Annotated in this window: 11 protein-coding genes; 6 read left to right on the forward strand and 5 right to left on the reverse strand. The window is 42.8% G+C overall.

Annotation, left to right across the window (positions count from 1 at the left end):
- The first annotated feature begins 806 nt into the window (after nt 1-806).
- Nucleotides 807-2,045 carry a glycosyltransferase family 4 protein gene (locus DP116_RS19265; RefSeq protein ID WP_169156709.1) on the forward strand — a complete coding sequence of 413 codons (1,239 nt, stop codon included), beginning with the start codon at nt 807-809 and terminating at the stop codon, nt 2,043-2,045.
- Here DP116_RS19265 and thiS read toward each other — a convergent pair.
- Nucleotides 2,042-2,254 (reverse strand): sulfur carrier protein ThiS, encoded by a 213-nt coding sequence (gene thiS, locus DP116_RS19270; RefSeq protein WP_169156710.1) that lies wholly within the window; start codon nt 2,252-2,254, stop codon nt 2,042-2,044. The two genes, DP116_RS19265 and thiS, sit on opposite strands and share 4 nt — an antisense overlap.
- Nucleotides 2,247-3,368 (reverse strand): thiamine phosphate synthase, encoded by a 1,122-nt coding sequence (locus tag DP116_RS19275; protein ID WP_169156711.1) that lies wholly within the window; start codon nt 3,366-3,368, stop codon nt 2,247-2,249. The genes thiS and DP116_RS19275 overlap by 8 nt, the downstream gene beginning before the upstream one ends.
- 316 nt (nt 3,369-3,684) lie before the next feature.
- Here DP116_RS19275 and DP116_RS19280 point away from each other — a divergent pair, with 316 nt between their 5' ends.
- Complete coding sequence (locus DP116_RS19280; RefSeq protein WP_169156717.1) at nt 3,685-5,619, forward strand: DUF1565 domain-containing protein; 1,935 nt, start codon at nt 3,685-3,687, stop codon at nt 5,617-5,619.
- Between the two features lie 472 nt (nt 5,620-6,091).
- Here DP116_RS19280 and DP116_RS19285 read toward each other — a convergent pair whose 3' ends face one another.
- The 3 genes from DP116_RS19285 to DP116_RS19295 form a co-directional block, all read right to left on the reverse strand.
- Nucleotides 6,092-6,364 (reverse strand): hypothetical protein, encoded by a 273-nt coding sequence (locus DP116_RS19285; RefSeq protein ID WP_169156708.1) that lies wholly within the window; start codon nt 6,362-6,364, stop codon nt 6,092-6,094.
- A 28-nt stretch (nt 6,365-6,392) separates the two neighbouring features.
- The gene (locus DP116_RS19290) at nt 6,393-7,217 is read right to left on the reverse strand and encodes a hypothetical protein (protein ID WP_246275703.1); all 825 of its coding nucleotides are present in this window, start codon (nt 7,215-7,217) and stop codon (nt 6,393-6,395) included.
- Between the two features lie 85 nt (nt 7,218-7,302).
- Nucleotides 7,303-9,393 (reverse strand): S-layer homology domain-containing protein, encoded by a 2,091-nt coding sequence (locus DP116_RS19295; RefSeq protein WP_169156712.1) that lies wholly within the window; start codon nt 9,391-9,393, stop codon nt 7,303-7,305.
- Between the two features lie 1,529 nt (nt 9,394-10,922).
- Between DP116_RS19295 and DP116_RS19300 the strand changes: the two genes are divergently transcribed.
- From DP116_RS19300 to DP116_RS19315, 4 genes are all read left to right on the forward strand, one after another.
- Nucleotides 10,923-11,936: an ABC transporter ATP-binding protein gene (locus DP116_RS19300; protein WP_169156713.1), complete on the forward strand. Its 1,014-nt coding sequence runs from the start codon at nt 10,923-10,925 to the stop codon at nt 11,934-11,936.
- A complete protein-coding gene (locus DP116_RS19305) occupies nt 11,937-12,749 on the forward strand; it encodes an ABC transporter permease (RefSeq protein ID WP_169156714.1) in 813 nt (270 codons plus the stop codon). It begins immediately after the preceding gene.
- Nucleotides 12,750-12,834: 85 nt separating this feature from the next.
- Nucleotides 12,835-13,131 carry a four helix bundle protein gene (locus tag DP116_RS19310; protein ID WP_169156715.1) on the forward strand — a complete coding sequence of 99 codons (297 nt, stop codon included), beginning with the start codon at nt 12,835-12,837 and terminating at the stop codon, nt 13,129-13,131.
- A gap of 144 nt (nt 13,132-13,275) precedes the next feature.
- Nucleotides 13,276-14,598, forward strand: a 1,323-nt coding sequence (locus tag DP116_RS19315) for a Gldg family protein (RefSeq protein WP_169156716.1), incomplete at its 3' end; no start/stop codon positions are given.

The raw sequence follows: 14,598 nt of genomic DNA on the forward strand, positions 1-14,598 counted from the left end.
CAACAAGGTTTGATGAGTAGAGATCAAAAGTCATTTGAAACTTTTTTAAACAAAGATAATTAAGAAAAGTAGCTTTTTGGCATTTTGGCATAACATTTTGAGTGGTCTTCAGATATTCTACTAAAAGTAGCTAGATTTCAAAGTCTTAATAGGAGCGATTTGACGTATGAAAGTTTAAGTATCAATTCTGAGCTATTTGATAAAATAGTATAAAAAAATATAAGTAGAATAGCAAGCATCAAACGTAAAATGTCATTACGTAAAAGCAAAGCGTGAACGAGCCGTGCCATAGGCATAGGTCATATCCGGAGGGCAAAGACCCTATTTTACGTTTTTCAATGTTGACGTGCCATTCAGCTATAGAACTTATTTCATCTTCATCCTTACTCTCACTTGAATATTTAACTTGTGTCTATATTTTTTTTGTAAATTCGTATATACAAGAAACAGTATGTATGATAAAAATAAAATATTCATCAACTCAATTCAACTATCAGAACAGAAATTATGGCATCTTAGTTTTGCCAGAAAAACCTTATAGATATTACAAAAAAGCTCAGAATCAAAGAAAATGCAATAGTCATTGATCATTTTTCATTCAAAGTGATTTTTTCAATGAAGAATGATAAATAACTATTTATCTGCTCTACCATGCAATCAAAATGTCAGGTATTTGTTAGCTCAAATAAACGAGGAACAAAATCATCTGATTTTCTTCAGTTTAGTTAAAGGTATGAATCACAAAGATTGCAAAAAATCATGTAGGTTTTTTCTGCGATTTTAACGTTTAGTGATCAAATGTTCTGATGGAAAACATTTCACGCATAAGAGCAACAATCCGAGACAAAACTGTGTCATACCCGGACATCCTAGTCATATCTCGTAGCTTCCAACCAAAAGAGGGTGGAATTGAAGAGTATATCTATAATCGTTGCTTACAAGATCCAGAACGAGTCATTGTTTTGACGGCTAGTTGTTCGGGACATAAGCTATTTGACAATGCGCAAAAGTTTCCAGTATACCGCTGGCCCATTTCTCGACACTGGCATAGTAGTTTTGTGGAGGGTATGCTGCAACCTTTCCTCAATTCTGTTTGCTCATTTGTGCTCGCCGTCAAACTTTATTTTCGCTATCATTACCGCTATATTGAGTGGGGTCACGGCTACCATTTTCTTTCTCTTCTGCTGTTAAGTTATCTCCTACCTATCCGGTTTTTTATCTACTTACACGGAAAGGATATTCTTGGGCCCTCAGACAACCCCATACTGCGTTCTCTGTTTGAATGCACGTTAAAACGAGCCCAAGGGATTGTTTGTAACAGTTCCTATACTCAAGATTACTTGAGGACCCATTTCCAGGTTGCAACACCAACCCATGTTATCAACCCCGCTGTGAGAGTAGAAAAATTTGGTGTTTCATCTTATCAAGAGAATCTGGATGATTTACGTGTCAGGGTGCGGAATGGATACAGCATTCCGGAAACAGCAGTTGTGATTCTCTCAGTCGGACGCGTGCTGAAGCGTAAAGGTTTTGATCGCGTGATTGAGAACTTAACACTCTTACTGACTTTTGGGATGGATGTCCACTACATACTCTGTGGACAAGGTCCTTATGAGTCTGCACTGAGAAATTTAGCCCGTCGTTTGCGGGTGCACAAGCGAGTTCATTTTGCTGGATATGTGTCTGACCAAGAGTTAACCGGATACTATGCAGCATCCGACATACTTGCAATGCTGACTCAGGGAGATGATAAAACCCCCAGAGTTGGGGGTTTTGGTATCGTCTGTTTAGAAGCAGGTTATTTTGGTAAACCTGTGATTGCTTCTAGCTTGGGGAGTGTAGTGGATACAGTTCATCACGAGGAAAATGGTATACTAGTGAATCCCAATTCCGGTTATGAAGTTTTTCATGCTTTCAAGCGGTTGTGTCAAGACCAAAAGCTGCGTGAACAACTCGGTCGTAAAGGGAAACAATTAGCTCAACGCAAAACCTTACACCGCTCAATTTACATTCCTGAGTCTCGCTACTCATGTTTGCCAACTTAACCACCACCAACTATGGTGACTATTTCTAGGCGATCGCCCTGCTGTACTTTTGTGTCTGACCAAAACTGACGGTGTAAAATTTCGCCGTTATACTCTACTGCTATTAAGCGAGGATTGAAACCCAGTTGCTGGAGTAAGTCGGATAAAGGTGTTTGCGGTAAGCAGCTACGAGTTTCCCCATTGACAAGTAGTGTAATATTATCAGACATAAGACATACCAAGTTCTGGTTTCATGCGACTTATTAGCTGTGAGAGGAAAAATTGTGTCACTAAGGTAGGTTGTTCGGCTTGCATGAGACTACGCACCACGGCGACACGGTTTGCACCTGCATTGATCACCTCATTCACATTATTTGGATCTATTCCCCCAATGGCAAACCAAGGTATGGAACAATTTTTAGCCGCATAGCGGACGTATTCTAAGCCAGTTGCTGCTTTCCCCTCTTTTGTTGGAGTTTCGTAAACTGGCCCCACACCAACATAATCTGCACCTTCAGCAATTGCTGCTTGCAGTTCTGCCACTTTTGTGGTCGAACGACCTATCAAACGGTGAGGACCAAGTAATTCTCGGGCTATAGCAATAGGCAAATCTTGTTGTCCTAAATGTACCCCATCAGCATCTACCGCTAGAGCTAAATCTAAGCGATCATTGACAAGAAAAATTGCACCGTAATCGTGGCATAGTTGTCGCAGCTTTTTCGCTTGTTGTAAGCGCACAGTATCATCGGCTGTTTTGTCGCGATACTGTACCAGTGTTAATCCTCCTTTGAGGGCAGCTTCGACAGTTTCTATTAACTTATCACCAGGGGAGGTGACAAGATACAGACGCGATCGCAACAGCAGTTGCTGTCGATGACGTCCCATCAGAGAACTTTCCAAAGTATAAATGCGATAACGCATCTGCTTACAAGCTTTCCCCATGTTTGGGTTGTAAAGCTTACTGTATTCTTCCAACACCCGCAGGGCTTCTTGCACTCGGCAGAAGTTAGCTTGCAACAGAGATTTAATACTCGTACGTTGCTCTTCTTGAGGATGAGTGAGATCAGTCCCAGGATCCCCAGGCGTATTTCGCGCCGCCCGCAGTTCACCGGTATGCCAATGAGCTATTTCTTGTCGCTCTTTTTTGCATTCTGCAGCTAATTGGGCGTTGTTCAACCCAAAGCGACACCATTCCTCAATGATTCGCAAACCTTCACGAGCGCGATCTAAATTTGCATCTAAAATGCGGTAAACAACTTGCTGTATTTGCTCTGTTTGGCTGTATGGCTCGACCATTACAACAACCCCGTTAGTGCTTCCATCGTAACAGTCAGCCTCTTTCATATTGACACTGTACTTGGTATCTCTATTGATTCTTAACTAACTTAAATTTGTCTCAAAAAGATCGAAGTAGTCAATATGTGAGTAACTTTATCGACTTTATTTACGACATCTAGAAAAGTATCAAAAGTTTTTTGGTTGAAGGAGTGCCGTAAAAGTGATTCACCCCCACGTTTTTTCTAAATCTTATATCGTAAACAACCATGACCGAAAGCGAGTTGCCAAGGATGACAAACCATATTTTTTCCTCAATGAAATAATATTATCAGTGTTTCGTTTTTTAGTTTTGTGTTTCACAACTGGCATGGGAGTGGCATACATGGCAATGCTTGGCGTTAGCCTTGATGTCGCCATTGCTCAAACACCCAGAACAACAGACGGGAAACAGCTGGATGTCAAAACAATCTCTCAGGTTAACGCCCTTTTTGTCAACCCAAGTGTTGGAGATGACAAGGTAAACAATGGCAGTGAAGGTACTCCTTTTAAAACCATCAGCCAAGCGCTACGAATTGCTGGTCCCAACACAGTCATTATCCTCTCAAGCGGTACTTACAGTACTGAAACTGGAGAGAATTTTCCTTTGATACTCAAACCAAACATTTCTATTCAAGGGGACTCTCGCAGTAAAGGTCGTGGTATTGTGATCAAAGGAGGAGATACTTACCTTAGTCGAACCTTTGGTGGTAAAAACGTCGCTATTGTCGGCGCGAACCAAGCCAAGTTGACTGGTGTAACAGTAACTAATCCTAACCCTCGTGGTTACGGTTTATGGATTGAAAACAGTAATCCAGTTATTGTGGAAAATACCTTTACTGGTAGTACCCAAGATGGAATTGCGGTTACTGGTAACAGTACCCCCAACATTCGCAATAATTTCTTTTATCAAAATGGAGCGAATGGAATCACCGTCTCTGGAAATTCCCAAGCCGAGGTGCGGGAAAATGTGTTTCAACAGACGGGCTTTGGCATTAATATTACCCAAAATGCTCAAGCCTTGGTAGTTAGTAATTCTATTCAAGACAACAGAAGTGGCGTTGTAGTACAAGCCAATGCTCGCCCAATACTACGGAACAACCTTATTCAAGGTAGCAAAGAAGATGGGTTAGTAGCCATTTCTCAAGCAATCCCCAATTTAGGCACCGCCTCTGAACCAGGTGGTAATCAGTTTCGCAACAATGCCCGCTACGACATTAACGCCAGCGCCGCCAAGGAAATTTTTCCTGCTTTTGGCAACAGCCTTGCCAACAACCGCATCAATGGCAAGGTAGACTTGACTGGGACAACAGCAGTTGCAGACGCAGGAATTGGCAGAACACAGACGCGTGAAAATTATCCAGCAAACCTGAGTGCGTCACCCCGTGTTCCTCTGCCCACATATTCTAACAATGCTTCTAGTGGATTGAACAATCAACTACAACCATTAAGACCTGCTAATTCTCCACTTTCTGCAACTGCAATTAATCAAAAACAGTCTTACCTTCAAAATGCTGGCTTGCCAACTCCTAATAACTTAACAAGGTATGGCGGACAATCTCCAACTAGGATGCTACCACCCCGGCAAGTTTCCCCAACAAGATCAATTCAACCATTAGCAAATACATCTAATACATCACGACAAGCAAATTATGTACGCGTTTCTCCTGGGAGTGTAGAATTCACTGCACCCCAAACAGCAAGTAACACTGTTGATGCAGGGATACAGGGAACGCTTAACAGGGAACAGGGAAGAGAGGATGCGAGGAATTTACAACAGATGACTGTGCGTTCTCCCCTCTCTCCATCTGGGCGTCAGGTACCACAACTCAATGCAACTTTCTCTAACCCAGTCACACCAGCACCCGTACAAAGAGTGCAGAGTCAGGGACAGTCTGCATTACCAACACTACAAGCTGCGCCTGTCGGCGAAGCAGCTCTTTTGCCCGTTCCCAATTCCAATATCCCTTTGGGCAATACTAGTAATATGCGAAAAGTGCCAGTACCTCAAAGATCTTCAACAACAGCGTATGTTGGGAATTCATCCCCATCTCCTGCACAAGACACTCAAACTAATTTACGTTACCGAGTTGTGGTGGAAGTCCAAAATGAAAAGGAGCAAGAGTTAGTCAAATTCCTTGCTCCTAGTGCTTTTCCCACTGTCTGGCGCGGTAAGGGAGTGATGCAAGTTGGTGTCTTCAACACCCGCAATAACGCAGATAGCATCATCAAAATACTTAATAACAATGGTTTGAAAGGTGTGGTTGAGCCGGTGAATTGAATCAGTGAACAGTTATCAGTGAACAGTGAACAGTGATATCAGGTTCGGTTGATTACTTATCATTCCTGAAGAACCCCACCCCGGTTTTGTCTGACGCCAAAACCGCGCCTCCCCGAATTCGCGGGGAGGGGATTAAGGGGAGCCAGCGCCGTGTGGGGTGCAGTGAACAGTGAACAGTGAACAGTGAACAGTTAACTGATAACTGTTGAACATTTTGCTTCTGGGTTGATGGAGGAAGTTTCTCTCTCCATCATGCCATTTTTATTGTGTTTGTTATTGTGTTTGGATTGGGAGATTGAATAATATCAGGTTCGGTTAAACACTTATAATATCTGTAGGTTGGGGAGGACACTTCTGTGCGGGGGTTCCCCCCGTTGAGGAATGTGTCCGTTTGAGGGACGAAACCCAACACTTGATCCTTGTTCATGTTGGGTTTCACTGCCGTTCAACCCAACCTACATTAATGATTTTATTATAAGTAATCACCCGAACTTGATATAATACCTACAAGAATCCGCAGCAACTCTTCTAATTCTTCAGGAACACGATAGAGTTTAATATCTTGCAAAATTCGTTTTAAAAAATCTAGACATTTAATACTTCCCTCATACCTTGGCAAATCTAATCGCTTACGTTCATAAGTACAATCAAATTCTGCGAGAATGTCTGCTGGCGCTAATGGTAATTCAAAATATTTGCTAAACGTATAGTTAGTACCAGGCTGAAGAATAGATGGACGATTCATATAATTTTAAATATACGCGGGAGTGTTACTAATAGCTATAATCATTTCCTGTTTCTTGTGACAGAAAACCCTGAGGACGTCTAGCGATTAGTTTCTCAGAAGGGTGCAGCTTTTCGTTAGAAATTGCTTTGAGTTTTGATGTAAATGACTCTGAACCTGCACTGGTTTGCGGGGTGAATTGCTCAATTGGGGGATTGTTGGTAGCCCCAGAGAGAAAGTTATCCTGATCATTTTGGTTCCCAGATGCGGGGCTAGGGGTTTCCATAGAGGAGGTTTTCGCCTGTTCCGGTTCTCTGCGTTGAGATGACTGCTGTTGGGGCGAGATGGGGTGTGGTGGTGATTTTTCTGTATCCCCGTGTTCTGATGTCTGGTTGTTCACGGACACTCTCCTCAAGGGAAGCCATTTGGGTGTTCCGGTGTCCACAGTTGAGGGGACTGGCGGGGGAAAGGTTTGCACGGAAGTGTCCTCTTGAGCTGTTGTTGTCTCCACATAAGCTGAGGAAATTCGGGGAACTGTGGTTAGGCTTTGTGGAAATTTGCTGCAAATCAAACGCTCAAATTCCATGTTAAAATGAAAAATTGCTTGTCCACGTCGCTGCCAACACGTTAGAATTTGCTGCACCGAAACAGCTTTGTAGCGACCCTGATAAAGTGCTTCAATGACTGCCATGTGTAGCCAGTTCCCTGGGTATTGCTTTTGCCAAAGATCCACTAGCTCACTGGCGCTATAACCACCGAGGTCGAAACTATAATGAATTAGCAGGGCTATTGCCAAGTCAGCAGACGTGTCCGGGTTTGATGTGAACATCTCACTCTCGGCTTCAGGCAGGTACACATCTTGTTCCCATCCCATACAGCCTATGTTGTTTTGATCTATAGTTTTTTTGGTAAGTGCTTCCAAGTATAGAGGGGAAGTGGTGTTCATTTTACTTTTCAAATTAAGAATGGGAAAAGATATAGGGTGAATTAATGGTTGGAGTTTGCCTCACCGCCACCAATGCTTGATAAACCATAGCAGCCACTTCCCCCCGTGTCGCCTCTCGATTTGGGTTGAATTGTTTCGGATCCGGATAATTCACAACAATTTTGTTTTGGGTGGCAGTAGCAACTGCCGAACGAGCATAGTTGGGAATTATGTTATGATCGCTCAAGCCAAGTAAGCTGTTATTATCAGCGGCTTTGAGACCAAGTCCATTTACCAGAGAGACAATTACCTGTAATCGAAGGACATTTTGCTCAGGACGGAAGGTGCGATCGCGAAATCCACCAACAAAGCCCCCCTGCGCTGCAATTTTTATGGCATTATAAGCCCAAAAATCCTTTTGCACATCCGTAAACTCAGTTGCAGGATGTTTAGGAGTCGGGTTAAAACAAACCGCAACTAAAGCCGCATACTGGGCGCGAGTGATTGGTTTATCTGGCTCAAAAGTTTCATGGGCAGAACCGTGAGTCAAACCCATCTTGAGCAATGCTTGGATAAATCCTGCTGCCCAGTGTGTCATAACCTCCGTGTCGGAGGCAATCTCCACGTTAGGATTGACAATGTAGGGAGAAGCGATTGGCAATTCTATCCCACTAGCCACTAATCCCTGATAGATGCAAGCTGCTACCTCAGCGCGGGTGATGTCCCTGAGTGGTTCTAATTGTTCAATTTCAGGATAATTCACTATCAATAAGTTTTTAGTTGCAACTGCTACCGCATTTGTGGCGGCACTAGGAATTTGGGCGCTATCGCCAAACACATTTAAAATATTTGGATTACCCCCACTCAGTTTGAGTCCATTCACCAGAGAGACTATTGCTTGAACCCTTGTTAAATTTTGCATTGGTCGAAACGTCCCATCCGGAAATGCACTGATAAACTCCATACTAGCAGCACGTTCAATAGCTGACGATGCCCAGAAACCTCGTTTGACATCTGTGAATTTGCGTATTTTTTTCCCTGAAGGTAGCTGAAAGCTCCTAGCAATGATATCGGCATACTCAGCACGAGTGATAGGCGCATCAGGTCGAAAAGTGCCATCCGGAAAGCCATTCATCAAATTCTTTTTATGTAAGGCTTCCACAAAAGCCATTGCCCAATGCCCAGCCATGTCTGAAAAGGTTGTGTTAATTAATACTGAATTTTGATTATTCTCTTTTTGATTAATAAACTCTATCATTCCCTTAATTTGAGTAGAGTTCAAATTGTTACCTACAGAACTTAAGTGGAGAGAGGTGGTATTTTGGATATCAAATTGCCCGTTCTGACGGAAAATATTACCACCGGGGTCTTGAGGACTGCCCAAATCGGGAGCGGCATTGCCGTTCACCAACAATCCAGTTTGAGTATTGTTTTCGATCAGATTATTTCGCAGAATAGGACGAGCATTTCGGGAAAGGGCGATCGCATTTCTATTTTCGAGAAAGGTATTATTCGCCACAAGCGGCTCAGCAGTGTCACTGATAGCCATCCCCAAAAGATTTTTTTGGAAAAGATTGTCCAGCACTTCTCCTTTGCTATCGCCTGCCATAACCAACCCACTGACACCGTTTTGCAGAAATACATTGTCCTGAATCAGTGGTTTAGCACTACCGCTGACAAACACAGCTTCCCGACCGCATTTGATAAAAGTATTATTAGCCAAAGTTGGGGAAGTGGATTCAATCCAGACACCAGTCCCTTTTTTTGTAGGATTTACAACAGTAATGCCCATCAATTGAGCATAATTTAGTAATACCAGCGTAATATTTTGTATCCCAAAACTTTCGCTTTCATACTTTCCACTGCCCGAAATCACAATCCCTTGACCTTTGGTTGCTTCATGACCAATCAGCATCACACCCACTGGAATCACCAGTGGAAATATTTCACCACTAGCAGTGTTGTAAGTTCCACAGGCTAGCTGAATGACTTTGGGTGTTGTGGTTACCTTCAGGGCACGGGTAATTGTTTTATAGGGATTTAACCGTGTCCCAGCATTGGCATCATTGCCAATTGTAGGGTTGACATAAATTGTGAGTGTGGCAACGACAGTAGAGTTGACCATTTAGTGACTAATAAACAAATTTTGAATCTCACAATCATAAATAACTCTACAACTGCGTTTACACAAGCACACCTATGTAACTTTTTGACGCTGATTCCGGTTTTGATCCCCGTTGGGGGAAGAGGTTATACCAATTCAAAATTCAAAATCGCGTTCGCGCAGCGTGCCCGAAGGGCTCAGCGTTGCGAGCGAAGCGAAGCAATCTCAAAATGAAGAAAGCCTAAGATAACAAGGGTTTGGGAATGTGTATCAGTCGCATTCTTTTTTCAAATTGGTATTATCAAAAACGCTGAGATCTTGCACCATTCTCAAGAACACAACCTCGTCCGCCTGGGAATCAATTCCCAGGCTCACAGTTCAAGTCTACTAAAGTAGACTCAAAAGCTTATGCAGTCGTCTTTAGACGACTTTTACTATGAGACTAGGGTTTAAACCCTAGGCGGTTGTTGGCACAAGTGCAAGATCTCAGTTTGAGCAGTGAGTTTTAACAATCGAATTAGCGGCATAGGTCGTTTTCATCCCCTGACGGGGAAGAGGTGTTGTAAAGCAAGTGCCAGTAATGCCAAAACCGCACCGTGGTAGATAAATGTTTCCATCCCCTGACGGGGGAGAGGTGTTGTAAAGGAAATTTTGGAAACATTTGAATACCCGTCTGATGATGTTTCCATCACCTTACGGGGAATAAGTATTGTAAAGCACACGTCAGATTGTCGAAGAAATGGGTGCTCTTACGTTTCCATCCCTTTGCAGGGAAAGGGTTCTGTAAAGAATTCCAAACTTTGGCTTTTCATCCGCTGAAGTTGTTTCCATCCCTTTGCAGGGAAAGGGTTCTGTAAAGACAACCAGTCAGACAGTAGCACCAGCTGCGACATCGACGTTTCCATCCCTTTGCAGGGAAAGGGTTCTGTAAAGAGTTCACTTGTAGAACCCTTACTGGGAGAGGGTTTGAGACCCCCAAATCGACACCACTTTTTTGATTGTCAATAATCGCCAGATTATTCTCAATAATTAGGTCATCTTGTAAGCTGGAAACCTTGCTATACAAGCAATCGACACCACTCAACGAAGTTATGCGGTTTTCAAGGATCGGGGGAGTGGTGTCGATGAAGTTCAACACACTCTTCTAAAAATAGAATGTCTCACCTATAATTGTCAAGTTTTTGACCAACTCCACACTCAAAAGTGCAGTGGTTCCTCTGTACTCAACACTCAGCAACTGGTTTGTTGTTTTATCATGGTTTGTTAAAACAGTGAACAGTGAACAGTGAACAGTAAACAGTGAAGGAGTCAGGAGTCAGGAGTCAGGAGTCAGTAGGGGCGCAAGGCATTGCGCCCGTACAGGAGTCGCAATTCTTTATTTCTTCCTTCTGAATACTGAATTCACCAATTGCTGAATTCTTCTTCAAACTGATAACTGGTAACCCTTCGGGTTCGCAGTCGCCTACGGAGGGAGACCCTCCTGCAGCGCTGTCTCACTGATAACTGGTAACTGTAAAAGATGAATTACCATTTGCACCTAGTTAAAACGGATGATTTCAGTTGAACATCTGAGTAAAACATACGGCTCTACCTCAGCAATTACTGATGTCACTTTCGACGTCGAACCAGGAGAGATTTTGGGGTTTTTGGGACCTAATGGTGCTGGCAAAACTACAACCATGCGAATTTTGGCTGGTTATTTGCCTGCGACGAGTGGGACTGCGCGGATTGCTGGCTTTGATGTCCATGACAATTCTCTGTTGGTGCGTCAACGGATTGGTTACTTACCAGAGACGCCGCCGTTGTATCCAGAGATGACGGTGGAGGGATTTTTGTATTTTGTGGCGCGGATTAAGGGAGTTTCGGCGGGCGATCGCACCACCAAAGTGACAGCAGCAATCGAACGCTGCAATTTACAAGAAAAGCGTCACGTTATTATTCGCAAACTTTCTAAAGGATATCGTCAGAGAGTCGGTATTGCTCAAGCAATTGTCCACGATCCACCAGCCATCATTTTAGATGAACCCACAGTCGGACTCGACCCCCGGCAAATCATCGAGGTGCGAAATTTAATTAAAAGTCTTGCGGGAAGCCACACAATCATTATCTCTACTCACATTTTGCCAGAAGTGAGCATGACTTGTAGCCGCGTGGCAATCATCAACGGTGGGAAAGTTGTCGCAACAGATACACCAGACAATCTCATGAACCAATTGACAAAAGGTTCAGGATATGAGATAGAAATTGAGGGAGAAGCGGGTCTCGCCAAACAAGTCCTGCAAAATGTCGCAGGGGTAAGCTTTGTGGAATCAATTTCTGCGGTAGGAATGCACAGTCATACCTCCTTAAAGGAAAACCGAACATACCTGCGGGTGATATCACAACCAGGAACTGAACCAGGAAAAGATATTGCAGCAACGTTGATCGGAACAGGATTCGGTTTACTAGAAATGCGGCGTGTTAACGCTACTCTAGAAGATGTATTTTTGCAATTAACAACAGAAGAAAAAACTTTGGAGACTGAAACAGAAATCGCAGAGGCAAAGGAAGGAGAAGCAGCCTAAATGGGTGTAGTACTGGGTAATATTATTGCCATTTATCGCCGAGAGTTACAAAGCTATTTTGTATCACCTTTGGCGTATGCAATTGCTGGTGTTTTTTGGCTTCTATCTGGATTATTCTTCGTGCTGATTTTGATGGGACCAGAAGGTATCCTGCAAACAGTGACTGCATTAGATTTACAAGGACAACAATTTGGAGTCCCAGTTCCACCAATAGATGTTCCTTACGAACTTGTCAGGGCATTTTTGGATCGAATGGGATGGCTATTATTATTTGTCTTGCCAATTCTTTCTATGGGACTTTATGCCGAAGAACGCAAGCGCGGAACCTTAGAACTTCTCGCCACATCACCAGTAACAAACTGGGCAGTAGCTGTCGGTAAATTATTAGGAGTTTTGACATTTTTCATCACAATGGTAGTGCCTATCATGGGATTAGAAACCATTGCCTTGAGTGCGTCAAGTCCAGCAATGCCACCAACAATTCCCTTACTAGGGCATTTAGCACTCATCTTACTAGCAGCAGCTATTTTATCTTTAGGAATGTTCATTTCTTCTTTGACAGACAGTACAATTCTGTCTGCACTCTTCACATTTGCATTAATGTTATTACTCTTGTTCGTTGATTTAATTGCCAAAAATATTGGTGGTTCTATAGGAGAAGCGCTAGGACATCTATCATTGCTGAAACATTACAACACATTAGTACAAGGTATTTTCGATACGAGCAGCTTGCTTTTATTTGCTAGTTACATTATTCTCGGGATATTTCTCACAGCTCAATCAATTGATGCATTGCGTTTTCAACGTTCGTAGAGGAGGAAAGAGGGAACAGGGAACAGGGAACAGGGAACAGGGAATAGGGAACAGGGAACGGAGGAGTAAGTTAAGAGGTTTTTAAATGCCAGAGATTAATGATTTTAAAGACTTAAAAATTTGGCAACAAGGTATGGAGATAGCCGAAAAGTGTTATTTTTTGACTCAACTATTTCCTAAAGATGAGTTATATGGTATGGTGCAACAAATCAGGAGATCTGCGGTATCTATTCCAGCTAACATAGCAGAGGGATACGGAAGAAGAACAACACGTGAGTATGTCAGATTTCTGAATATCGCCCAAGGCTCAATTAACGAATTAGAAACACATATTATTTTATCTCTAAGGGTAGGCTTATCTAAGCAAAAAGATATAGAATAAATTATTTTTTTACTTCGAGAGGAGAGTAGAATGATTATTGCTCTTATTAAAAAGCTAGAATCATGACTTTTGTTCCCTATTCCCTGTTTCCTCTTCCCTGTTCCCTGTTCCCTGTTCCCTGTTCCCTCTTTCCTCTTTCCTCAAATGAAACTTATCGCTCAAAAGAAACCTTTAAAAATCTTATTTTGGTTTGGTCCCTTCCTCCTTGCAGCAGGCTTAACATCTGGATTCGCATCGGATAATTGGGGACCAATTCAACTCGCATTGATAATTTTAGGAACAGTCATCATTGTATTGTGGCTGATATGGCAAAACAAGCAGAATAACTGGTGGGGACAACGTTCTACTCAAGTTAGTACTAACGCTGTGATTGCGACTTTAGCAGTTTTAGCGATTTTAGGATTGATTAACTTTTTAGGAACTCGCTACCATACACGACTTGATTTCACAGAAACTAAGTTATTTACTCTTGCTCCCCAGTCACGGGAACTGGTACGCTCTTTACAAGTACCTGCAAAAATATGGTTGTTTGACGTTAATCAAGACCCTGTAGATAGAGACTTACTAGAAAATTATCGTCGGCAAACCTCTAAGTTTAGTTTTGAGTATGTAGATCCACAAGCAAGACCAGGATTAGCTCGTAAGTTTGGTGTCAAAGACTATGGAGAAGTTTACTTGGAATTTGGCGATAAACGACAATTAGTTCAAGTCGTTGGTCCCCAAGAACGTTTATCAGAAGTAAAATTAACCAATCGCCTGCAACAAATCAGCAGTATAAGCTCTGCTAAAGTTTACATCCTCCAAGGTCACGGCGAACACGAACTTTCTGGTAAAGAGGAAGGAGTTATATCGCAAGCGGTTAAAGCATTAAATGACAAAGGTTACACCACTTCAGCCCTGAATCTGGCAGAAAAATTGAGTGTTCCTCAAGATGCTAATGTTGTGGTAGTTGCAGGACCGAAGCGATCGCTCTTTGAAAGCGAAGTCAAAGCACTACAAGACTACCTCAATCGAGGTGGAAATTTACTGCTGATGATTGACCCAGATACAGACCCCAAACTCGAAAGCTTGCTTGACGAGTGGGGTGTAAAATTAGATAATCGTCTGGCAGTTGATGTTTCTGGAAGCGTTGGACTTGGTCCTGCTGCTCCTTTGGTAACTCAATACGGAAAACACCCGATTACCAAAGATTTTGGCAACGGTATCTCTTTTTATCCCTTAGCACGACCGATTGACACAACTTCAGTACCTGGTATTCAGGCGACTCCCTTGTTACTCACCAAAGCTTATCCTAATAGCTGGGCAGAAAGTGATCAGCAAAGCGAAAACTTGAAATTTAATCCTGAGAGCGATCGCAAAGGTCCACTCACATTAGGCGTAGCATTAACAAAGAAACTATCAGCGAAATCTGAAGCTACATCTAACTCTACCCTCACACCGATAATAGCTGCAACCCCAGCCAAACCC

The sequence above is a fragment of the Brasilonema bromeliae SPC951 genome, from assembly GCF_012912135.1.
In the GTDB taxonomy this organism is placed as follows: Bacteria; Cyanobacteriota; Cyanobacteriia; order Cyanobacteriales; family Nostocaceae; genus Brasilonema; species Brasilonema bromeliae.

Coding starts and splice junctions, on each gene's coding strand:
- DP116_RS19310 (WP_169156715.1), top strand. CDS start 12,835: ATGCCAGAGATTAATGATTTTAAAGACTTAAAAATTTGGCAACAAGGT.
- DP116_RS19275 (WP_169156711.1), bottom strand. CDS start 3,368: ATGAAAGAGGCTGACTGTTACGATGGAAGCACTAACGGGGTTGTTGTA.
- DP116_RS19280 (WP_169156717.1), top strand. CDS start 3,685: ATGGCAATGCTTGGCGTTAGCCTTGATGTCGCCATTGCTCAAACACCC.
- DP116_RS19285 (WP_169156708.1), bottom strand. CDS start 6,364: ATGAATCGTCCATCTATTCTTCAGCCTGGTACTAACTATACGTTTAGC.
- DP116_RS19305 (WP_169156714.1), top strand. CDS start 11,937: ATGGGTGTAGTACTGGGTAATATTATTGCCATTTATCGCCGAGAGTTA.
- DP116_RS19295 (WP_169156712.1), bottom strand. CDS start 9,393: ATGGTCAACTCTACTGTCGTTGCCACACTCACAATTTATGTCAACCCT.
- thiS (WP_169156710.1), bottom strand. CDS start 2,254: ATGTCTGATAATATTACACTACTTGTCAATGGGGAAACTCGTAGCTGC.
- DP116_RS19265 (WP_169156709.1), top strand. CDS start 807: ATGGAAAACATTTCACGCATAAGAGCAACAATCCGAGACAAAACTGTG.
- DP116_RS19300 (WP_169156713.1), top strand. CDS start 10,923: ATGATTTCAGTTGAACATCTGAGTAAAACATACGGCTCTACCTCAGCA.
- DP116_RS19290 (WP_246275703.1), bottom strand. CDS start 7,217: ATGGGATGGGAACAAGATGTGTACCTGCCTGAAGCCGAGAGTGAGATG.